At 67.5% G+C, this 20,341-nt stretch carries 21 protein-coding genes; 7 read left to right on the top strand and 14 right to left on the bottom strand.

From position 1 onward, the window contains the following. Positions 1–74: 74 nt before the first annotated feature. Positions 75–1,229, top strand: a complete 1,155-nt coding sequence (gene glgA, locus CKJ85_RS00890) for a glycogen synthase (protein ID WP_198947118.1) — start codon at positions 75–77, stop codon at positions 1,227–1,229. Positions 1,230–1,246: 17 nt separating this feature from the next. Beyond that, positions 1,247–2,677 carry a GH32 C-terminal domain-containing protein gene (locus CKJ85_RS00895; RefSeq protein WP_095553139.1) on the top strand — a complete coding sequence of 477 codons (1,431 nt, stop codon included), beginning with the start codon at positions 1,247–1,249 and terminating at the stop codon, positions 2,675–2,677. 14 nt (positions 2,678–2,691) lie between these two features. Here the strand turns inward: CKJ85_RS00895 and CKJ85_RS00900 are convergent, their stop codons facing one another. The 7 genes from CKJ85_RS00900 to dapE all read right to left on the bottom strand — a co-directional run bounded on the left by CKJ85_RS00900 (position 2,692) and on the right by dapE (position 7,897). Beyond that, a complete protein-coding gene (locus tag CKJ85_RS00900; protein WP_095548389.1) occupies positions 2,692–3,588 on the bottom strand; it encodes a methyltransferase domain-containing protein in 897 nt (298 codons plus the stop codon). A gap of 65 nt (positions 3,589–3,653) precedes the next feature. Then, a complete protein-coding gene (locus tag CKJ85_RS00905; RefSeq protein WP_095275850.1) occupies positions 3,654–3,824 on the bottom strand; it encodes a DUF3117 domain-containing protein in 171 nt (56 codons plus the stop codon). A gap of 94 nt (positions 3,825–3,918) precedes the next feature. Continuing rightward, on the bottom strand, positions 3,919–4,338 hold the full coding sequence (locus CKJ85_RS12060) for a cell division protein DivIVA (RefSeq protein ID WP_198947119.1): 420 nt from the start codon (positions 4,336–4,338) through the stop codon (positions 3,919–3,921). 10 nt (positions 4,339–4,348) lie between these two features. Next, on the bottom strand, positions 4,349–5,104 hold the full coding sequence (locus CKJ85_RS00915) for a glucosyl-3-phosphoglycerate synthase (protein WP_233126891.1): 756 nt from the start codon (positions 5,102–5,104) through the stop codon (positions 4,349–4,351). Beyond that, complete coding sequence (gene folP / locus CKJ85_RS00920; RefSeq protein WP_233126892.1) at positions 5,101–5,940, bottom strand: dihydropteroate synthase; 840 nt, start codon at positions 5,938–5,940, stop codon at positions 5,101–5,103. The genes CKJ85_RS00915 and folP overlap by 4 nt, the downstream gene beginning before the upstream one ends. Continuing rightward, positions 5,933–6,739, bottom strand: coding sequence for a TIGR00730 family Rossman fold protein (locus tag CKJ85_RS00925; RefSeq protein WP_095275845.1), 807 nt, complete (start codon positions 6,737–6,739; stop codon positions 5,933–5,935). Before CKJ85_RS00925 ends, folP begins: the two co-directional genes overlap by 8 nt. Before the next feature lie 30 nt (positions 6,740–6,769). After that, the gene (dapE, locus tag CKJ85_RS00930) at positions 6,770–7,897 is read right to left on the bottom strand and encodes a succinyl-diaminopimelate desuccinylase (protein ID WP_095553140.1); all 1,128 of its coding nucleotides are present in this window, start codon (positions 7,895–7,897) and stop codon (positions 6,770–6,772) included. Positions 7,898–7,929: 32 nt separating this feature from the next. Between dapE and CKJ85_RS00935 the strand changes: the two genes are divergently transcribed. The 5 genes from CKJ85_RS00935 (at position 7,930) to CKJ85_RS00955 (ending at position 13,275) form a co-directional block, all read left to right on the top strand. Further along, complete coding sequence (locus CKJ85_RS00935) at positions 7,930–8,874, top strand: succinyltransferase (protein WP_095553141.1); 945 nt, start codon at positions 7,930–7,932, stop codon at positions 8,872–8,874. A 109-nt stretch (positions 8,875–8,983) separates the two neighbouring features. After that, entirely contained in the window at positions 8,984–10,390 is a 1,407-nt protein-coding gene (locus CKJ85_RS00940; protein WP_369825012.1) for an amino acid permease, read from the top strand. After that, the gene (locus CKJ85_RS00945; RefSeq protein ID WP_095553143.1) at positions 10,387–11,802 is read left to right on the top strand and encodes an amino acid permease; all 1,416 of its coding nucleotides are present in this window, start codon (positions 10,387–10,389) and stop codon (positions 11,800–11,802) included. The genes CKJ85_RS00940 and CKJ85_RS00945 overlap by 4 nt, the downstream gene beginning before the upstream one ends. A 5-nt stretch (positions 11,803–11,807) precedes the next feature. Then, the gene (gene dapD, locus CKJ85_RS00950; RefSeq protein ID WP_095553144.1) at positions 11,808–12,773 is read left to right on the top strand and encodes a 2,3,4,5-tetrahydropyridine-2,6-dicarboxylate N-succinyltransferase; all 966 of its coding nucleotides are present in this window, start codon (positions 11,808–11,810) and stop codon (positions 12,771–12,773) included. A gap of 88 nt (positions 12,774–12,861) precedes the next feature. Beyond that, complete coding sequence (locus tag CKJ85_RS00955; protein WP_143340112.1) at positions 12,862–13,275, top strand: GNAT family N-acetyltransferase; 414 nt, start codon at positions 12,862–12,864, stop codon at positions 13,273–13,275. Here the strand turns inward: CKJ85_RS00955 and CKJ85_RS00960 are convergent. From CKJ85_RS00960 to typA, 7 genes are all read right to left on the bottom strand, one after another. After that, entirely contained in the window at positions 13,264–13,845 is a 582-nt protein-coding gene (locus tag CKJ85_RS00960; protein ID WP_369825007.1) for a GtrA family protein, read from the bottom strand. The genes CKJ85_RS00955 and CKJ85_RS00960 overlap by 12 nt on opposite strands. Before the next feature lie 104 nt (positions 13,846–13,949). Then, positions 13,950–15,053, bottom strand: coding sequence for a succinyldiaminopimelate transaminase (gene dapC / locus CKJ85_RS00965; protein ID WP_095553146.1), 1,104 nt, complete (start codon positions 15,051–15,053; stop codon positions 13,950–13,952). 4 nt (positions 15,054–15,057) lie between these two features. Next, positions 15,058–15,381 (bottom strand): ferredoxin, encoded by a 324-nt coding sequence (gene fdxA, locus CKJ85_RS00970; RefSeq protein ID WP_095546214.1) that lies wholly within the window; start codon positions 15,379–15,381, stop codon positions 15,058–15,060. 13 nt (positions 15,382–15,394) lie between these two features. Further along, the gene (locus CKJ85_RS00975) at positions 15,395–15,775 is read right to left on the bottom strand and encodes a hypothetical protein (RefSeq protein WP_233125514.1); all 381 of its coding nucleotides are present in this window, start codon (positions 15,773–15,775) and stop codon (positions 15,395–15,397) included. Beyond that, on the bottom strand, positions 15,772–16,653 hold the full coding sequence (gene mshB / locus CKJ85_RS00980) for an N-acetyl-1-D-myo-inositol-2-amino-2-deoxy-alpha-D-glucopyranoside deacetylase (protein WP_095275823.1): 882 nt from the start codon (positions 16,651–16,653) through the stop codon (positions 15,772–15,774). Before mshB ends, CKJ85_RS00975 begins: the two co-directional genes overlap by 4 nt. 50 nt (positions 16,654–16,703) lie before the next feature. Next, positions 16,704–18,350, bottom strand: a complete 1,647-nt coding sequence (locus CKJ85_RS00985) for an ABC transporter family substrate-binding protein (protein WP_095553147.1) — start codon at positions 18,348–18,350, stop codon at positions 16,704–16,706. Between the two features lie 11 nt (positions 18,351–18,361). Next, complete coding sequence (gene typA, locus CKJ85_RS00990) at positions 18,362–20,278, bottom strand: translational GTPase TypA (RefSeq protein ID WP_095275818.1); 1,917 nt, start codon at positions 20,276–20,278, stop codon at positions 18,362–18,364. Positions 20,279–20,341 lie beyond the last annotated feature (63 nt).

The raw sequence follows: 20,341 nt of genomic DNA on the forward strand, positions 1-20,341 counted from the left end.
ACTTTAGGGGTACACACCACACCTCCCGTTCGGGTTCCTGCAGCGCCGCGCATTCCTCACTACTGTTGGGGCTCATGAGAGTCGGAATGATGACCAGAGAGTACCCACCGGAGATCTACGGTGGTGCCGGCGTGCACGTCACTGAGCTGACGCGCTTTATGCGCGAGCTTATCGACGTCGACGTGCACTGCATGGGGAAGCCGCGCGAGATGGACAACGTCTACGTCCACGGCGTAGACCCGGAGCTCGCCGACGCGAACGGCGCGATCAAGACGCTGTCCACTGGCCTGCGCATGGCCAACGCGGCGAGCGGGCTGGACCTGGTGCACTCCCACACCTGGTACGCGGGCCTGGGCGGCCACCTGGCATCCCAGCTCCACGAAATCCCGCACGTGGTCACCGCGCACTCGCTGGAGCCGGACCGCCCGTGGAAGCGCGAGCAGCTCGGCGGAGGCTACAACGTCTCCTCCTGGAGCGAGCGGAATGCCATGGAGTATGCCGACGCGGTCATCGCGGTGTCCTCCGGCATGAAAGACGCGATCCTGCGGGCGTACCCGCGCATTGAGCCGGACAAGGTCCACGTGGTGCTCAACGGGATCGACACCGATAACTGGTACCCCGGCCAGGCGACGATTCTAGAGGAGCTCGGGGTGGACCCGGCGAAGCCGGTCGTCTCGTTCGTCGGCCGAATCACCCGCCAGAAGGGTGTGCCCCACCTGCTCAAGGCGGCGCAGCAGTTCGACGAGGATGTGCAACTGATCCTCTGCGCCGGCGCCCCGGACACCCCGGAGATTGCGGCGGAGACGCAGGGGCTCGTCGAGAAGCTGCGCGCGCAGCGCGACGGCATCTTCTGGGTGCAGGACATGCTGCCGCCGGAGAAGATCCGCGAGGTCTACGCTTCGTCGGACGTGTTCGTCTGCCCGTCGATCTACGAGCCGCTGGGCATCGTCAACCTGGAGGCCATGGCGTGCGAGACCGCCGTGGTGGCGTCGCGAGTCGGCGGCATCCCGGAGGTCGTGGTTGACGGCGAGACCGGCACCCTCGTTGATTACGACGAGCACGATCCGGAGGCCTTTGAGCACGCCCTCGCCGAGGCAGTCAACGCGCTGGCCGGGGACCCGGAGACGGCGAAGCGCATGGGTGCCGCGGGCCTGGCGCGCGCCCGCGACACGTTCTCCTGGTCTACTATCGCGCAGGAAACCGTGGACGTATACAAGAAGCTGCTGTAGAGGAAACAGAACTAAGTATGAGCGTTTACAGACCCGAACTGCACGTGACCGCCGAGCGCGGCATCCTCGAGGGCCCCGCAGGTGTCATTCGCGCCGGCGAGCGCGGCGAGCGCGTGTGGCACATGTTCTACCAGTACAAGCTCACCCCGGACTCCCCGAGCGCGTGGGGGCACGACATGAGCGAGCAGGACCCGTTCAGCTGGCTCGAGTGCAACGACGCCCTCGTCGCCATCGGCGGTGAGCTCAACGTCCGCGCCGGTGCGGTCGTCGCCACCGATGACGGCGCGGACCTATACTTCACCTCCAACACCTCTGCGGGCGACACCGTGCAGCGCGCGCACGCCGACGACCTGGCCGCACTCTGCGAGGAGCTGGAGGAATCCGAAACCGGCGAACTGCTCCCCTCCGCCGGCGTCAAGCGCCTCGGCGCGGTGGTCCAGGACACGGAGGTCGACGGCCAGGTCTACACCAACTTCCGCTCCCCCTGCGTCGTCCCTGACTGGGAGGAAGACGACAACCGCGAGCGCGGCCACGACGGCTGGCTCATGCTCGCGGTCACCGGCTCGCTCGAGGCACCCGTGCCCGTCGTCCTTTCCTCGCACGACGGCCAGAGCTGGCTTGTCGACGGCGCGCTGACCTTCGACGGCGACCCCGGCCTCGATGTGACCAAGCCGCTCGTCGCCCCGCGCATCTCCCGCCTGCGCGACGAGGTGGACGGCGAGATCTACGACGTCCTCTTCCTCACCGCCGAGATCGACGGCAAGGACCGCACCGTGTACCTCGTCGGCGTGCTCAAGGGCAGCGTCTTCACCGTGACATCCCAGGCGAAGCCGCTAGACTACGGCCACGACTTCACCCGCCCCCGCAACTCCGCCTACACCCTGGAGCCGTCGAACGCCGAGGACCGCTACGAGCGGACCTACCTGTTCGGTTTCATGACGGACTCCGGCCGCCACGGCGACCCCACGAAGGAACCAAACTGGGAGTCCGAGGGCTGGGCGAACACGCTGACGCTGCCGCGCCGCGCGACCCTGCAGCACGGGCAGCTCTACCAGGTCCCCGCCGGCGGGCTGCCGGAGGCGGTGCAGTCGTCGCGCCACGCACTGATGTGGACGGCGCTGTGCGACATCCCTGCGGGCTCGTCCGTGGAGGCCGAGGTGCTGGACGGCAACGGCGAGCCGGTGGCTGTGATCAGCCACAACGGGGAGACCCTCACCGTCGACCGTCTCGACGGCAACCCCGCCGTCGCGGAGGTGCACGACGACGATGAGGACAACATCACCGTCATCGTCGACGGCTCCACCCTCGAGGTCTACGCGGGCGGCGGCAGCGTCGTCACCGCATCCCGCATCTGGTCCTCCACCGGCTACAGCGGAATCCGCTCCCGCGCGGCGGGCGACGCCGAGATCTACAACGAGTGGCGCCGGGGGTTCCCCAGCGCCCGGTAGGCGCCCGCTCCGGCCTACGCCTTGCGCAGCCGGACCAGCTGGCCGCGCGCCGTCACGTCCATGTGCTCCGGCAGCGCCGCGAGGCGCTCCTGCAGCACGTCCGGCGCCACGTGGCGCGCCGACGGGCTCATCCCTACCTGCGCGGCAATCGCGTCGCGCTCCAGGCGCATCGTGTACTCGATGAGCTGCGGCTCCGCGGCCAACTCCAGGTGGCCCTTGGCCTGCTCCACCATGCGCTCGAGTTTGCCCGCCTCAACGCCGAGGATGCCCAGCGGTTCGCGCAGCTCGTCCAGGTGCCCCTGGTGCGCGATGAGCGCTACGACCTCACCGCCGGGCGCAAGGACGCGGGCGAACTCCGCCGGGTTCCGGGGCGCGAAGACGTCCATGATGGCGTGAACGCTGCCGTCGCGAACCGGTAGCTGGCTCCACACGTCGGCCACCACGGCGCCGACGCGCGGGTGGGACTTTGCCAGGTGCTTCGCGGCGGGCACAGAAATATCCAGCCCAATGCCGCGCGCGCCGCCGACACTGTCCAGCGTGTGCGCCAGGTAGTAGCCGGTGCCGGCCCCCACCTCCAGCACGGCAGGTTCGGCCACGCCGTGGGCCTCCTCCGCTGACGGGTCGCCCGGCTCGGGCGCGCTGTGCTCCAGCACGTCCTGCACCTGCTGCGTCACGGCCTCGACGAACGGCGCGAAGTGCCCCTGCGAGAGGAAGGCTTCGCGGGCGTGGATCATCTCGATCGAGTCGCCCTCGTGGTTCAGGCCCTTTCCGCTGGCCAGCGTAACGTAGCCCTGCTTGGCCACGTCATAAGAATGCCCCGTCTCGGAGACGAGGCGCGAAAAGTCGTCCTCGCCCCGCAACGGGGAAAGATCTGCCGGGTCTGCAAGCACGTCCACGATGTCTTTGAGCATGTGGAAAGCTTACCGCACCGCCGGCCAGGCCAAGCGGTGCAGGGTGAATGCGGTGACGGCGTGGGTTACTGCCCCGCGGCGTCGATAAGCAGCTGGCCCAGCTCGGCTGCCTCTTCCTTGCTCATCTCCACGACGAGCCGCCCGCCGCCGTCGGATGGAATGCGCATCACAATCTTTCGGCTCTCTTCTACAGCTTCCATCGGGCCGCTACCAGTGCGCGGCTTCATTGCTGCCATGCGTATTCTCTCCTTTGAACTCAATGACGTATGGAGTCAATGATACGCCTGTATGGGCTCAACCATCCGGGCCAAGCAGCATTTCGGTAGCTAACTATGCCTTTCCGTACGGATTTTCCCCAGCTTTCGGTGCCGGCTCCAGCGTCGCGGGCGCCTCAAACTCCGCCGCGCTCACGCCCTCGGTGAGCGAGTGCGAGTCCACCTTCTGCGGGTTGCGGGGTTGCGCCGGGCGAGCCTCAGCGGCCTCGTCGTCGCGCCACTCCGCGGTGTCCTGGCCGGTCAGCTGCGCGATGAGTTCGTCGACCTGGTCCATCCGGTACCCGCGGTGGACAACCTCCAGCTGAATGTCGTCAAAGTTGCCGTCCTCAACCGCGCGGCGATTCGCCGCCTTCACATCTTCCGTATCAGGCATCGGCGGCTGCGTCTCACCGCGCCCAAAAATCGACGACGCCAGCAGCGTCCCCAGCACGCTGAACAGCGCCAAGACAAGAATCAGGATAATCCAAGAGAGCATGGGCGCTATTCTACTTCCCGCCCCACGCAACGCGCTGCTGTACCTCGCCCAGCGCGCCGCGCCCCGCGGCCCGATCCAGGATCGTCGCCACGATCACATCCGCCATCGGCGCGAGCTCCTCCAGCGGACGGTTCCGGTGTCGCCGCGCGCTGAGCTGCACTTCGGTGACGGCGGCGGGGGTGTGGGAGGACGCGACATCGAGGAGCAAGCCCACCTCGACCCCGTAGCCGGCGACAAACGGCAGGCTCAGCGCGGTGCTGCGACGGATGGCGTACTCGCCGGCGAGCGGCTGGGAGATGTGGCCGAGCTCGGGGAACAGCGCGCGCAGCAGCGGCTTCGCCGTGAGCTCGGTGACGCGGCCGCCGCCGGGGCCGCCGTTGAGCTCGCGGGTGTAGGCGGCCTTGACCAGGTGGATCGCCGGGTCCGCAAACGGCGCCGCGAGCGCATCGACCCAGCCGGGTCGCAGCGAGGTCACGTCCGCGTCGACGAAGACGACGACGTCGCCGCTCGCGGCGCGCACCCCGCGCCACAGCGCCTCGCCCTTGCCGGGAACGGTCTTGGCGGGACCGACATCGCGCCAGTTCACCACGCGGGCGCCCGCCGCTGCGGCCTCGCTGGCGGTGGCGTCGGTGGAGTCGGAGTCGATGACCAGCACCTCCCCGCCATCGCGCGCGGCGCGCGACTCGAGGCAGGTGCGCACCACGCCGGCGACGGTGCGCTCCTCATTCAGCGCCGGGATGACCACGCTCACGCGCGGGCTGCTCACGCGAGCCCCCGGACGGTGGCAAGCGGCGCGGCGGTACCCTGGATCGCCGCGGTCATGCGGATCACGTCCACGGTTTCCGCGACGTTGTGGACGCGGAAGGCGGCGACGCCGCGGGCGGCTGACCAGGCGGTGGCAGCGAGCGTGCCCGCGACGCGTTGCGCTGGGTCGGTGCGGCCAACCGTCTCGCCCACGAAGTCCTTGTTGGACAGCGCCATGAGCACCGGCCAGCCGGTGGCAACGAGCTCGTCGATCCGGCGCAGGATTTCCAGGCCGTGGAACGTGTTCTTGCCAAAGTCGTGGGTGGGATCGATGAACACGCGCTCGGCGGGCACGCCGCAGTCCACGGCGCGCTCGGCCAGCGCTGAAGTTTCGCGGATCACGTCGGCGACGACGTCATCAAAATGCACGCGGTGCGGGCGGGTGCGCGGCACGACCCCGCCGGTATGGGAGCAGACGTAGCCGACCGCGTGGTGGCCCGCCACCTCGACGAGCTCGGGGTCCCAGCCAGCCCAGGTGTCATTGATCAGATCCGCGCCGGCGTCGATAGCTGCTTCGGCGACGCTCGCTCGCCATGTGTCCACGCTGATGGACACCTCCGGGTGGCGCGCGCGGACCTCGGCAATCAGCGGGACGACGCGGTCGATCTCTTCGTCGACGTCCACCTCATCGCCCGGCCCGGCCTTGACGCCGCCGACGTCCACGATGGACGCGCCCGCCGCGATGACCTCGTCCGCGCGCTGAGCTGCCTTTTCAATGGCAAAGGTCGCGCCCTTGTCGTAAAAGGAGTCCGGGGTGCGGTTCACAATGGCCATCACCCGCGCGAGCGAGTTACTCATGTCCACCAGCGCGTTGCGCGTCGCCGAGGCGCTCGTCCGTCATCACTTGGTGCGTCTCCACGATGTGCGCGATGGCCTCCTCAACCGAGTCAGTGACCAGGAACAGTTTTTCGTCGCCAGGCGAAATGAGCCCGCGCTCGAGCTGCTGGTTGACCATCCAATCGACCAGGCCGGACCAGAAGTCGGTGCCGATGAGCACGATCGGGAAGTTGGTCACCTTGCCGGTCTGCACCATGCACAGCACCTCGAAGACCTCGTCCATCGTGCCGAAGCCACCGGGCAGCGCGATAAACGCCTGCGAGTACTTCAGGAACATGGTCTTGCGGGCGAAGAAGTAGCGGAAGTTCAGGCCGAGGTCGACCCAGTCGTTCAGCCCCTGCTCGAACGGCAGCTCGATGCCCAGGCCGACCGACATGCCGCCGGCGTTATGCGCACCGCGGTTCGGCCCCTCCATCAGGCCCGGGCCGCCGCCGGTGATCACGGCGTAGCCGGCCTCGACCAGCCCGTGGCCAACCTGGTACGCCTGCTCGTATTCCGGCGTGCCCTCGCCCAGCCGCGCGGAACCGAAGACAGTCACGGCCTTCGGCAGCTCGCTGAGTGCGTCGAAGCCGGCCACGAACTCGGACTGGATGCGCATGACGCGCCACGGGTCTGCGTGCTTCCAGTCGTGGTCGGAGGAGCCGAGCGATTCGAGCAGGCGGCGGTCGTGCGTGGACGCCTGCTCGTTGTCGCTGCGCAGCATGAGCGGGCCGCGGAGCTTGCGGTCACGGTCGGGGCGGGGTGTGGTGTGCGGTGCCATAGTTATTGTGTAAGGAAAGTTTTTCTATGTTCAGTGAAGAGACAGGTAGTCCATGAGCTGTGCGAACACCTCACGGATCTGGCTGATCGGGCACTGCTCGTCCTTCTTGTGAGCAAAGCCCGGATCGCCGGGGCCGAAGTTGACGGCCGGAACACCAAGGTTAGAGAACCTGGACACGTCCGTCCATCCGAACTTCGCACGGAAGTTCCCGCCCACGGCCTTCACCAGGTTGGCCGCCACCGGGTGGTCCAGCCCCGGTAGCGCGGCCGGCGCCACGTCGTCGTACGCAAGCGTCAACCCGTCTTCCAGGGCGAGCACCTCCTCGAGGTGCGCCTTCGCGTTCTCCACGTCACGGTCCGGCCCGTAGCGGAAGTTGACAATCAGACGGGCGTGGTCCGGGATCGTATTGGTGGCCACGAACCCCTCCATGCCGACGACGTTGATGCCCTCGCGGTACTCGCACCCGGCGATGGCGACACGGCGCGGTTCGTAGGCGGCGATGCGGGTCAGCACACCAGCGAGGTCGTGGGCCGCGTTGTGACCCAGCCACGAGCGCGCGGAGTGCGCTCGGGTGCCGTGCGCGTCTACGAAGACGCGGATCGTGCCCTGGCAGCCGGCCTCGATCACCCCGCCGGACGGCTCGCCAAGCAGCGCGATGTCGCCCGCAAGCAGCTCCGGGTGGTCCCGCTCGAGGTGGAACAGCCCGTTGTATTCCTGGGCGACCTCCTCGGCCTCGTAGGCAATGACTGTCATATCAAACGCCGCGCGCTCCCCCGGTGCCTCGGCCTCGCCACGCACGAGCCGCGCGAACGCCCCGAGGTAGCACGCCATGCCACTTTTCATGTCCACGGTCCCGCAGCCAAACATGGTGTCGCCCTCAATGCGGTGCGGTGTGTTGTCTGCCAGCGGCACCGTGTCGATGTGCCCCGCCAGCACGACGCGCTGCTCGCGCCCGAAGTGCGTGCGGGCGACGACGGTGTTGCCAATCCGCTGCACGTCGACTGCGCCGTCCCCGGAGGCGTCGGCAAGCGCCCGAAGCGCCCCCTCGACGGCGTCGGCGATCGCCTCCTCGTGGTGGGACGGCGACTCGATGTCCACGAGCGCGGCGGTGAGATCGACTGGGTCTGCAAAGAGGTCTAGCGTGTTCACCTCACTCATCCTACGGGCGGCAATCCGCCTAGGATGAGGACATGCCCATTGGAGCGGAAGCAACCGGAATTGCCAACATCGCTATGGACGGGACCGTCTTGGACACCTGGTACCCGAGCCCAGCGCTTATCGACGCCACACCGTCCGAGCCACCCGCTACCGCAAGCACCGAGCGCGTCAGCGCGAACGAGCTTTCCGACCGGTTCCTCAACCTCGTCGGCCTGGACCGCGACCGGCTGGTGGAGCTCGTTCCGGTGCGCACCCGCATCCCGGACCTGTCACAGCCGCCGGTGGACGCGCACGACGTCTACCTGCGGCTGCACCTGCTCTCCCACCGCCTGGTCAAGCCGCTCGAGTTGAACATGGAGGACTGCCTCAGCCACCTCGTGCCCGTGGTGTGGACCAACAAGGGCCCGTGCCTGACGGACAACTTCGAGTTCATCCGCACCAACCTGCGCTCCCGCGGCACGATCCACGTCTGGGGCATCGAGCGGGTGCCGCGCATGGTGGACTACGTCGTTCCCTCGGGCGTGTCCATCGCGCAGGCCGAGCGCGTCCGCCTCGGCGCCTACCTCGCGCCGGGCACGTCGGTCCTGCGCGAGGGCTACGTCTCCTTTAACGCGGGCACGCTCGGCCCCTCGCGGGTGGAGGGGCGCCTGTCCTCGTCTGTGGTGGTCGGCGAGGGCGCGGACCTGGCGTTGTCATCCGTGCTCATGGCGTCGCGCGCCACGCAACGCACCCGCGGCCCAATGCGGGTGGGCAAGCACTGCACGATGCACCCCTCAGCCGGCGTGTTCGGCGTGGACCTGGGCGATAACTGCACCGTCGGCGTCAACGTCATGATCGAGCCGGAATCAGTGGTGTACGACGCCCGCCTGGACCGCGAGATCCCCGCCAAAGAGATCGCCGGGCAGGACAATTTGCTCATCCGGCGCGAGGCGATGAGCAATTGTCCGGTTGTGAGGGATCAGGGAAGCGTCGATTAGCATTCAAGCCCCCAGCTGGGACGATGCGAGCCTTATTGGCCCGCGTCGCGGTGCCAACGATTAGAGTAAGACCATGTCTTCTCAGGATTCCCCTGGCAGCGCGTCGGTCATCGCACCGACTTCTGCCTCCGTCTCGCTTGAGCGTGGCCTCAAAACCCGCCACCTGACCATGATGGGGCTCGGTTCCGCAATCGGCGCCGGGCTCTTCCTCGGTACCGGCGTGGGCATCGCCGCTGCCGGGCCAGCGGTGATCATCGCCTACCTCATCGCCGGCGCGATCACCGTGTGCATCATGCAGATGCTTGCAGAGATGGTGGCGGCGCGGCCGTCCTCCGGCACCTTTTCCACCTACGCGGAGCAGGCACTCGGCCCCTGGGCCGGGTTTGCCATCGGCTGGCTGTACTGGTTCATGATGATCATGATCATGGCCGTGGAGATCACCGGCGCCTCCGCCATCATCGCCGCCTGGTTTGGCATCTCGCCGTGGATCCCGGCGCTCGTGGCCATCGTGGTGTTTACCGTGATCAACTTCGCCGCGGTGAAGAATTTCGGGGAATTCGAGTTCTGGTTCGCCCTCATCAAGGTCTCCGTCATCATCGCGTTCCTGGTCCTGGGCGTGGCCCTGTGGCTTGGTCTGCTGCCCGGCACCAGTTTCGTCGGCACAAGCAACATCGCCGAGGTCGGGTTCATGCCCAACGGCTGGGGCGGCGTGGCCACCGCCATGCTCGCCGTCGCATTCGCCTTCGGCGGCATCGAGCTGGTCACCATCGCCGCCGCCGAGTCGGAAGACCCCGAGGTGGCGGTCCACGCCGCGATCCGCTCCATCATCTGGCGCATCGGGTTTTTCTACATCGGCTCGGTCCTCCTCATCGTCATGCTGCTGCCGTTCGGGCAGATCGGCGGAGCCGAGGACGCCTCCGAGTCCCCCTTCACCGCCGTCCTCCACCTGGCCAACGTCCCGGGCGCGGTGGGCATCATGGAGGCCGTCATCGTGGTCGCGCTCCTGTCGGCGTGCAACACGCAGATCTACGGCTCCTCCCGCTTCCTGCACAACCTGGCGCTGCGCGGCGACGCCCCGCAGATGTTTGCCACCACGGACACGCGCGGGGTGCCCATGCGCGCGGTCATCGTCTCCGTCTGCTTCGGGTTCGGCGCCGTCGCCCTGCAGTACTGGAACCCGCCGGGGCTGCTCGCGTTCCTGCTCAACGCGGTCGGCGGCTGCCTGATCGTGATCTGGTTTGCCATCAGCTTCTCCTTCCTGCGCCTCCACCCGCGACTCGTGGCCACGGGCGAGGTCACGCAGGTGCGCATGTGGGCGCCGTCCGTGCTGCCCTGGGCGACCATCGCGCTCGCTGCAGCGCTCGTCGTCCTCATGCTCACCACACCCGACGGGCGCACGCAGCTACTCGCGGTGGCCGTCGTCGTCGGCGTGGCCGCCATTGCAGGTGTGCTGTGGACGCGCACCGACTCCTTCCGCATCAACGCCGCGAAGGCGGCCGAAAGGAACATCCGATGAGCAGCACCACAGGAACCGGCCCCGATCACAACCCTGAGCAGGGCACTGAGCTTGGCTCCGGCCTGAAGTCCCGCCACCTCACCCTGATGGGGCTGGGCATGGCGGTCGGCGCCGGCCTCTTCCTGGGCGTCGGCGAGGGCATCCGCGCCGCCGGGCCCGCGATCCTGATCGCCTACTTCATCGCCGGTCTTATCGTCATCGCTGTGATGCGCATGCTCGGCGAGATGGCGGCGTCGCGCCCCTCCTCCGGCTCGTTTGCCACATACGGGCGCCAGGCGTTCGGCCACTGGGCCGGGTTCCTGCTCGGCTGGCTGTACTGGTTCCTGCTCATCATGGTCGGTGGTGCCGAAATCACGGGCGCGGCCGCCATCATGGCCGGCTGGTTCGGCATCCCGCAGTGGATCCCGGCACTGGTCGCCGTGGTGTTTTTCGCCGTGGTCAACCTCGCCCAGGTCAAGGGCTTCGGCGAGTTTGAGTACTGGTTTGCCATGATCAAGATCGTGGTCATCATGGGCTTTTTGGTCATTGGTGCCCTCCTCTTCTTGGGCGTGCTGCCGGGCAGCGACTTTGTCGGGCTCACCCACGTGAAGGAATCCGGCTTTGCGCCGAACGGCATCCCGGGTATCGCCGCCGGCTTGCTCGCCGTCGCCTTCGCATTCGGCGGCATCGAGGTCGTCACCATCGCGGCGGCTGAGTCCGAAAACCCCGCCCAGGCCGTGAAGAACGCGGTCAACTCCATTATCTGGCGTATCGCGCTGTTCTACGTCGGCTCCGTCGTGGTGATCATCCTCCTACTGCCCTACGCGCAGATCGACGCCGCCGATTCCGCCGCGGACTCGCCGTTTACCCAGGTCTTGTCCATGGCAAACCTGCCCGGTGTTGTCGGTTTCATGGAAGTCGTGATCGTGCTCGCGCTGCTCTCGGCGTTCAACGCGCAGATCTTCGGCACCTCTCGCCTGGCGTATCAGCAAGCGCTCGAGGGCGACGCCCCGAAGTGGCTTGCCAAGACCAACGCGAGTGGCGTCCCCTTCAACTCGGTGCTGGTTTCCATGTTCTTCGCGTTCGTCGCGGTCGGTCTGCAGTGGTGGAACCCGCCGGGGCTGCTCAGCTTCCTCATGAACGCGGTCGGCGGCTGCCTCATCGTCACCTGGATCATGATCACGCTGAGCTACATCCGCCTGCGCCCGGAAATGCGCGCGGGCGAAGGCCATTCCGCCGTCGAGGTACAAGGTGGGATGTTCGTGCCGTGGGCTACGCTCGCCGCCCTGCTCGCGCTCGTGGGGCTCATGCTTATCGACGCCTCCGCGCGCGGTCAGATCCTCGCCGTCCTTATCGTTTCCGCAGCACTTGTTGTCGCGTCCCTATTCACACGGGGCAGGGCTGCAGCGCTCCGACAGGATGATCTAAGCTAACAGGCATGACTTCAGCGATTGCCCGTGGAATTGCCACGGTGACCCATGATGGCACTGTCCTCGACGTCTGGTACCCCGCCCCCAAGCTGGGCGAGCCCGTGACGGAAACCGGCACCACCCGCCTGGAGGAGGAAGACCCGCGCTTCTCCCACCTGGTCGGCCCCGACGAGGACCGCGGCGTGGCACGCGTCCCCGTCGAGACCCAGATCGCTGACATCAACGAGCCGGCGATCGACGCCTACGATGTCTACCTCCGCCTGCACCTGCTCTCCCACCGCCTGGTCAAGCCGCACGGCGCGAACATGGACGGCGTGTTCGGTCTGCTCGCCAACGTGGTGTGGACCAACTACGGCCCCTGCGAGGTCTCCGACTTCCAGATGACCCGCGGCCGCCTCGCCGCCCGCGGCCCCGTCATCGTCTACTCCGTGGACAAGTTCCCCCGCATGGTCGACTACGTCGTCCCCGCCGGTGTGCGCATCGGCGACGCCGACCGCATCCGCCTCGGCGCCCACCTCGCCGAGGGCACCACCGTGATGCACGAGGGCTTTGTCAACTTCAACGCCGGCACGCTCGGCGCCTCCATGGTCGAGGGCCGCATCTCCGCCGGCGTGACCGTCGGCGACGGCACCGACATCGGCGGCGGCGCCTCCATCATGGGCACCCTGTCCGGCGGTGGCAAGGAAACCATCACCCTCGGCGAGCGCTGCCTGCTCGGCGCGAACGCGGGTATTGGCATCTCGCTTGGCGACGACTGCGTGGTCGAAGCCGGCCTCTACGTCACCGCAGGCGCGAAGGTCGTGCTCACCGCCGAGGTTGCCGAGGCGCTGGGCAAGGAGCCAGGCACCGAGATCAAGGCGCTTGAGCTCTCCGGCGCCAACGGCCTACAGTTCCGCCGCAACTCCACCTCCGGAGCCATCGAGGTCGTTGCCGCAAAGGGCATCGAGCTCAACGAGGCGCTGCACGCCAACTAGCACTTCCTGGTGGCCGCCGCGCGACGACGCACTCGTCGACGGCGGCCTTACCCTTTTGCCGTGGTCCCATGTACACACTGTCCCTGGTGTGCGCGAGGACCTCTTCGCTGCCTCCACTGATGATCGAATGGTTGAGTGGACCACTGTGCCTTCGCCGTTCACCGAGGAGATGCTCGACGAATTCCTCACCCACGTTCCAGATGGCGTGTTTCGGTGGGCGTTAGTGGTGGACGCTCGATACGCGGGCAACATCGAACTGCGCCTCGAGCCAGACGGCGCGGCGAACTTTGGTTACAACACCGCACCATGGGCACGCGGTCGTGGCCTCATGACGCACGCGGTGCGCCTCGTGACTGATCATGCCTTTGCGCGCGGGGCCGAGACGCTCAAGATCGAGATGCTTCCGGGCAACTCCGCCTCTCGCCACGTCGCGGAAAGCAACGGCTACACGTTCGCGGTTGAACATGGCCGCCACCTGCAATACCGCAGGTCACGCAGCTGAGATCTCCTTCGGCTTCCTGAAAGCCCAGACCTTGTTGATGATGAAGTTCACCGGCATCGCGATCAAGGTGGACAACGCCTGCGCCCAATACGACTTGGTGCGCAAGCCTGTGGAGTCGTCGAGGATGTGATCCGGCAGCGCGATCGGCGAGTTCGGGTTCATGAACAGCGTTATAAACGTCAGCGACACCAAAAACGCAATACCACCGGTCGCGAGGAACGGAAAGAAGCCGGCAAACCAGTTGCGCTGCTCGAGCTTGCGGAAGGTCCAGGAACGGTTGAGTTGGTAATTCCACACGTTCGCCAGCAGGAACGCGATGGTGGACATGACGTGGTACCAGCGCACATTAAATCGCGTGCCCGGGATCGCCACCAGTGCGTCTGCCTCGTGCAGATCCCAGCCGGCGTCGAGCGCCTTCTTCGCAAGGTAGAACACCACCAGGTTGACCACAACGCCGGAGCCGCCGACCACACCGAACTTGAAAAACTCCCGCAGCCCGGTGGCCACGCGTTGCCCTTTGGTCGGTGGGGTGGCTCGCTGCTCCCCCGGGGTGATGTGCGACTTCGACACGCGCGCATGCCTCCTTCAACTACGCCAACGGCCACGTACTAACCTGTCCAGTCTAGTACGTGGCCGTCTGTGAAAGAAAAACGCGAAAACTGCGTCGCGCGCTATTAGTCCTGCAGGCGCGCCACCGCAGCGTCGATACGCGCGTCCGGGGCAGTGAGCCCAATGCGCACGTGCTGCTCCCCCGCCGGTCCGTAGAAGTCGCCCGGAGCGGCCAGGATCCCGCGCTCAGCGAGCCAGTCGAGTGTGTCGCGCGCACCCATGCCCTCGCGGCACGACCACAGGTACAGGCCGGCCTCAGAATGGTCGACGGTGAAACCGCTGTCCACGAGCGCAGCGAGCAACGTGGCGCGTCGCTTCGCGTAGGTGGCGGCTTGGAGCTGCTCATGCGCGTCGTCGATAAGCGCGGCCCGCATGGCGTGCTGCACGGGCCCGGGCACCATGAGCCCGGAATGCTTGCGCACGAACAGGAGCTCCTGCACCAAGTCTGTATCGCCCGCGATCCAGCCCGCGCGATACGATGCCAAATTCGACGTCTTCGACAGCGAGTGCAGTGCCAGCAGGTTGGTCATGTCCTCGCCGCACACGCGCGGGTCGAGCACGCTCAGCGGCTCCGCAGACCACGGCAGGCCGAGGTAGCACTCGTCGGACGCGATGATCGCGCCAGTATCGCGCGAAAACTCAACCCACTCGCGCATCTCGGACTCGCTGAGCACACGCCCCGAGGGGTTCGACGGCGAGTTAATAAACACCAGCGCGGCGCCCTCGACGGGTGCGTCGGAACGCACGGGCTCAGCGCCGGCGAGCAGCGCGCCGACCTCGTACGTCGGGTACGCGAGCTCCGGGATGACCACCTTCTGCCCCTGCAGGCCAAGCAGCGTGGGCAGCCACGCGATGGCTTCCTTGGTGCCAATCACCGGCAGGACGGAGCGCTCATCCAACCCGGTGACGGCGAAGCGGCGCGCCATCGCGCTCACGATAGCCTCGCGCAGCTCCGGGAGCCCAACGGTTTGCGGGTACCCCGGCTCCGCCGCGTGCTCGACGAGCGCCAGCTGGATGGACGGCGCGACGTCGTCGACCGGGGTGCCCACAGAGAGGTCGATAATACCGTCGGGGTGCGCGGCCGCCTTCGCCTTGACCTCGGCGATGGTGTCCCAAGGAAACTCCGGCAGGCGCTGACCAAGGGGCTGACGCTTAGGCGTAACCGGCATACGCCTAGTCCTGGTTCTGCGGCGGCAGGGCTGCTACAAACGGGTGGTCGTAGCCGGTCGGGCCGGTCTTCGCAGCGCCGCCCGGGGAGCCGAGCTTGTCAAAGAAGCTGACGTTGACGTCGTAGTACTCCGCCCACTCGTCCGGGGTGTCGTCCTCGTAGAAGATGGCTTCGACAGGGCAAGCCGGCTCGCAGGCGCCGCAGTCGACGCACTCGTCCGGGTGGATGTAGAGCATGCGCTTGCCTTCGTAGATGCAGTCGACGGGGCACTCCTCGACGCAGCTGCGATCCAGCACGTCCACGCATGGTTGAGCAATCACGTAAGTCATGCCGTCCAGTATGTCACTTCGCTCGGAGCATCGGGAAAACGCCACCCAAAATTCCGGCGAACAGCAGGAGCAACGTCAGAATATTATCCGGCACGAGCTGCGGGCCGCCAGCTGGAAGCACGAACATGAGGGCGAAGAACCCGCCCAGCCACACCGCCAGGGGTACGAAGGCGATCCACGCTCCACCGCGCGCCCACAACCGGGCGGTCCTGGTCAGCACCACATTGAACGCGAGCGCCACCAGCACCGTTGCGGGCACGGGGACGTTGCCCACGCGCGCGCCCAGGTAGACCACCTCAAGCAGCAGTGACACTAGCGCGCCGATGCCCAGCCACACCATCGCGGCGACGACCTCGCCGCGCGAGTAGTCCGTGCGCACGGCCGGCTCCGTCACCGAGCCAGACCCCCGAGCACCCCGTCCTCCGGGCGCTCAATCGGCACGCCCGCGCCAAGCTGGAAGTGCTCGTACGGCTGAATCGGCTGCACGATGAGGTTGGACAACGCGTAGTACACCACCGGCCCCTGCCCCACGACCGAGTGCGGGTTGGTGGCGCTGGTGCGCCCGTCCGCGATCCACAGCTGGGTGGCGTGCGCGCGCATCGCCGCCACCTTCGCGCTGTACGCGGTGTGGGAAAGCCGCACCGCGACGTCGGAATGCGCAACGCCGTCGAGCTCGCCGTCCTCCGGCAGCCGCCAGCCTTCCGGAGCCTCGGCGGGAAGCAGCGCGTTGGTCTCCTCTTCCAGCCGCACTGCCCACAGGATGCGCGGCACGCCAACCTGCTCGGCGGCCGCGTGCGCAATCTCGTGCGCGCGGATGTGGTCGGGGTGCCCGTACCCACCGTCCGGTCCGTAGGTCAGCACCAGGTGCGGCCGCTCGGCCTCGAGCAGGGCAGCAAGCTTATCGACGCTCCCCTGCCCCCCATGCACAAACGCCCGCGGATTCTCGTGCGCCTTGGACCCGGCCATCCCGCTGTCCCGGTAGCAGCCCGCGCCGCCGAGGAACGCGCCGCGCACGCCCATCGCCGCGAGCGACTCCTGCAGCTCCCGGATCCGGAAGCCCCCGAGCTGGTCGGCGTGGTCCACGGTGAGCTGCTGGTAGGGCTCGCCGATGACCTCGCCTTCCTCCCCCAGCGTGCAGGTCACCACAAGCACGTCCGCCCCGCGGGCCGCCAGGTCCGCGAGCGTGCCGCCCATCGTGATCGCCTCGTCGTCCGGGTGTGCGTGGACCGCCACCACGCGGTAGCCGGCGAGGTCCCTGTTGGTGGTGTGCATTGTCTACTCCTTGCGTTGAATTGGTTTGGGCGGCGTGCGATGCTCGGCTGCTACTCACTGCCGGTGAGCGTCCACTGCGCGGCGCTCGACAGGCCTTGGTTCCATCGTTGCAGGTCCGCGTCGGGGCCGTCGATTGTAGTCCCGAGCGCCAGGATGCGGCGCTCCCGCACCACCGGCACCCAGAGCACCTCCTGCTGCTCGATGTCGGCGACGCGCCGCGCCGCCTCGCCTTGGCCCACCTCGCCGGAAAGGATGGCGCTGGCCAGTAGCTGGTTTTCCTGCGTGCACAGCCCGGAAACGTTCTCCTCCAGGTACTTGCCTGTAGGGCAGGCCACGCGCCCGGCCAGCTGGGTGGTGGTCCCCGCGTCGTACCGCCACCCCACCAGCACGTCAACGTTGCCATCGGGCATGCTGCTGGACAGCAGCGACGCGGTATCGGTGGACACGACGCTCGCGCGCACTCCGCGGCCGTTGAGGATGTCCGCGAGCGAGCGCGCCGCGGCGGACGCGGCCGTGTCGGAGGCGTCCACGCCGATGCGCAGCGGCCGGTACTTCTCCACGAACTGTTGCAGCCGCACAGGCTCGCCTTCCAGGGGCGGGGTAGGCTCGGCTGGGTCCAGGTCCGCGGAGCGGCCGGCGCTGATGGGGGCGAGCAGTGGAACGTCGATAAGCGAGCGAAGCTCCTCGCGCATCCCGCGGGACAGGCCCGAGTTCACTGACACGTTCACGCCGAGCGTGCGCGGGGTGCTGATCAGGCGCGTCTGCGTTGATGGCAGCAGGTCGAGCACTCGCGACGACGTCTCTTGCGGCGTCTTGTCCAGGAACGCGAGCTGGCCCGCGCGCAGCTGGTCCGCAACCTGGGTGGTCGTGCGCACCTCCTGGAGGTTAATGATGTCAATCTGCGCGGGCGACTCGCCCCAAAACCTGTCGTTGCGGTTGAGCGTGACCGTGCCGCGGCCGCGGTCCACCTCACGCACCATGTAGCGGCCGGCCGACGCCGGGATCGTGTCGTGCAGCGCCGCGCGGAAGTCCGACGCGTCCGCCGCGAAGAGGTGCGCGGGAAGCAGGTGCTGGAACAGGCTCTGCCACTGCCCCACCGGGCGGGCGAAGTCCACGTCGACGACCTTTCCGCCGTCGCCGCTGACGCGCACGCCCACGATCGCGCCGTAGCCTTCCGCGTCGATCGCGCCCGGGGTGTGCGACATCCCGCGCCACAGGTAGGCGAAGTCAGCGCCGGTAATCGGCGTGCCGTCGGACCACTGCGCCTCCGGCGCGATGACGTAGCGCACCGTCATGGCGTAGCTCGAGGTGGGCAGCCGCGTCGCCGCGACGAGCAGCTCGTCGTTGCGGACGCCGTCCACAAACGCGCTGGGCAGCACGAGGTTGGCAATGCTGCGCACCATCGCGGACTCGTCGGCGCGCAGGTGCGGGTTCAGGCCGTTGCGCAGCGTGTCCGTGCCGACCGTGATCTGGGTCCGCTCGGGGCCTTGCGTGGGCTTGCTTGTCGACGTCTCCTCGTCCGGCTCCGCGGCGCTGTCACCAGCATCGTTGGCGCTGGTGTCGCCGCCGAGGGCGTCCTGCACCTCGGCGGGGTCCACCAGTGGCGGCGGACCTGGGTTGGCGGCGCACCCGGCACTCCCCGCGAGCAGCAGCGCTGCGCCGAACGCGGCACACCACCTGCGTGCGGGGACGTACATGGGGAGACCGCTTACTTGTTCTTTGCCTTCGCGCGGGAACGTGCGCGGCCGCGCTCGGTGGCGTCGAGGATGATCTTGCGCACGCGCATGGCCTCCGGGGCAACCTCGACGCACTCGTCGTCGTCACAGAACTCGATGGCCTCGTCCAGGGACAGGGTGCGCGCCTTCGCCAGGGTGACGGTCGCGTCCGCGGTGGCGGAGCGCATGTTGGTCAGTTTCTTTTCCTTGGTGATGTTGACATCCATGTCCTCGTCGCGGTTGTTCGCGCCGACGACCATGCCCTCGTACGCCTCGGCGCCCGGCTCGACGAAGAAGTCGCCACGGTCTGCGAGGTTCTGCAGCGCGTACGCGGTGACCTGGCCGGAGCGGTCGGCCACGAGCGAGCCGGTCGGGCGGCCCTTGATCTCGCCGGCCCACTGGCGGTGCTCGATGGAGTACGAGTTGGCAATGCCAGCGCCGCGGGTCTCGGTGAGGAAGGTGGTGCGGAAGCCGATGAGGCCGCGCGACGGCACGTCGAACTCCATGCGGACCCAGTCGCCGGAACCGGCGTTGCCCATGGTCGTCATCTGGCCCTTGCGGTTGGCCATGAGCTGGGTGACGGCACCCTGGTGCTCGGACGGGACGTCAATGATCATGTGGTCGTACGGCTCGTAGGTCTTGCCGTCGACCTCCTTGGTCACCACCTGCGGCTTGCCCACGGTGAGCTCGAAGCCCTCGCGGCGCATCGTCTCAATGAGCACGGTCAGCGCCATCTCGCCACGGCCCTGGACCTCCCAGGCGTCCGGGCGCTCGGTCGGCAGCACCTTAATGGAGACGTTACCGATGAGCTCCTGGTCGAGTCGGGCCTTGACCATACGCGCGGTGAGCTTGTCGCCGCCGTTACGGCCGGCCATCGGGGAGGTGTTCACGCCGATGGTCATGGAGATCGCCGGGTCATCGATCTTGATGCGCGGCAGCGGCTCGACGTGCTCCGGGTCGCACAGCGTATCGCCGATCATGATCTCGTCGATACCGGAGACCGCGGCGATGTCGCCGGCAACCACGTCGTCGGTCGCCGGGACGCGGTCGAGCCCCTCGGTGACCAGCAGCTCGGCGATCTTCACGTTCTTCACGTGCTGCTCGCCCTCGGCGTCGTAGTGCACCCACGCGACGGTGTCGCCCTTCTTCACGGTGCCCTTGTACACGCGGATCAGCGCGATACGGCCGAGGAAGGAGGAGGAGTCCAGGTTGGTCACCTGGGCCTGCAGCGGCGCGTCGATCTCGGCGGACGGCTCCGGCAGGGTGTCGTAAATGACGTCGAAGAGCGGCTGGAGGTCCTCATTCTCCGGGACATTGCCGTTGCCCGGGTTCTCCAGCGACGCGCGGCCCTCGCGGCCGGAGGCGTAGAGCACCGGCAGCTCGAGCAGGTTCTCGGCGGCCTCTGCGGCCTCCGGGTCTTCCAGGGACGCGCCGAGCTCGAGGAGAAGGTCCTGTGCTTCCTCCACGACTTCGTCGATACGCGCGTCCGGGCGGTCGGTCTTGTTCACGCAGATGATCACCGGCTTCTTGGCCTCGAGGGCCTTGCCAAGGACGAAGCGGGTCTGCGGGAGGGGGCCCTCGGAGGCGTCGATAAGCAGCACCACGCCGTCCACCATGGACAGGCCGCGCTCGACCTCGCCGCCGAAGTCGGCGTGGCCCGGGGTGTCGATAACGTTGATGACCAGGTCGCGGCCGTCCTTGCCCTTGCCCTTACGGCGAATCGCCGTGTTCTTGGCCAGGATGGTGATGCCACGCTCGGATTCAAGCTCGCCGGAGTCCATCACACGGTCGCCGTGCTCGCCGTGGTCGCCGAACACACCGGACTGCTCCAGCATGCCGTTCACCAGGGTGGTCTTGCCGTGGTCAACGTGGGCGACGATGGCGACGTTACGAAATTCAGGATGCGACACTGATCCGGTGCTCCTTATACATAGGCGGTAGAACGCTTAAACCTTACCCCTGCCGCGCCCAAC

It is taken from the genome of Corynebacterium sp. NML 150383, assembly GCF_002285085.1.
Taxonomy (GTDB): domain Bacteria; phylum Actinomycetota; class Actinomycetes; order Mycobacteriales; family Mycobacteriaceae; genus Corynebacterium; species Corynebacterium gottingense.

Bases quoted from the DNA above. Each gene is read 5' to 3' on its own strand.
- CKJ85_RS00925 (WP_095275845.1), bottom strand. From the start codon at position 6,739: ATGGCACCGCACACCACACCCCGCCCCGACCGTGACCGCAAGCTCCGC.
- dapD (WP_095553144.1), top strand. From the start codon at position 11,808: ATGACTTCAGCGATTGCCCGTGGAATTGCCACGGTGACCCATGATGGC.
- CKJ85_RS00905 (WP_095275850.1), bottom strand. From the start codon at position 3,824: ATGGCAGCAATGAAGCCGCGCACTGGTAGCGGCCCGATGGAAGCTGTA.
- CKJ85_RS00900 (WP_095548389.1), bottom strand. From the start codon at position 3,588: ATGCTCAAAGACATCGTGGACGTGCTTGCAGACCCGGCAGATCTTTCC.
- CKJ85_RS00895 (WP_095553139.1), top strand. From the start codon at position 1,247: ATGAGCGTTTACAGACCCGAACTGCACGTGACCGCCGAGCGCGGCATC.
- dapC (WP_095553146.1), bottom strand. From the start codon at position 15,053: ATGCCGGTTACGCCTAAGCGTCAGCCCCTTGGTCAGCGCCTGCCGGAG.
- CKJ85_RS00985 (WP_095553147.1), bottom strand. From the start codon at position 18,350: ATGTACGTCCCCGCACGCAGGTGGTGTGCCGCGTTCGGCGCAGCGCTG.
- folP (WP_233126892.1), bottom strand. From the start codon at position 5,940: ATGAGTAACTCGCTCGCGCGGGTGATGGCCATTGTGAACCGCACCCCG.
- dapE (WP_095553140.1), bottom strand. From the start codon at position 7,897: ATGAGTGAGGTGAACACGCTAGACCTCTTTGCAGACCCAGTCGATCTC.
- CKJ85_RS12060 (WP_198947119.1), bottom strand. From the start codon at position 4,338: ATGCTCTCTTGGATTATCCTGATTCTTGTCTTGGCGCTGTTCAGCGTG.
- glgA (WP_198947118.1), top strand. From the start codon at position 75: ATGAGAGTCGGAATGATGACCAGAGAGTACCCACCGGAGATCTACGGT.
- fdxA (WP_095546214.1), bottom strand. From the start codon at position 15,381: ATGACTTACGTGATTGCTCAACCATGCGTGGACGTGCTGGATCGCAGC.
- CKJ85_RS00935 (WP_095553141.1), top strand. From the start codon at position 7,930: ATGCCCATTGGAGCGGAAGCAACCGGAATTGCCAACATCGCTATGGAC.
- CKJ85_RS00945 (WP_095553143.1), top strand. From the start codon at position 10,387: ATGAGCAGCACCACAGGAACCGGCCCCGATCACAACCCTGAGCAGGGC.
- mshB (WP_095275823.1), bottom strand. From the start codon at position 16,653: ATGCACACCACCAACAGGGACCTCGCCGGCTACCGCGTGGTGGCGGTC.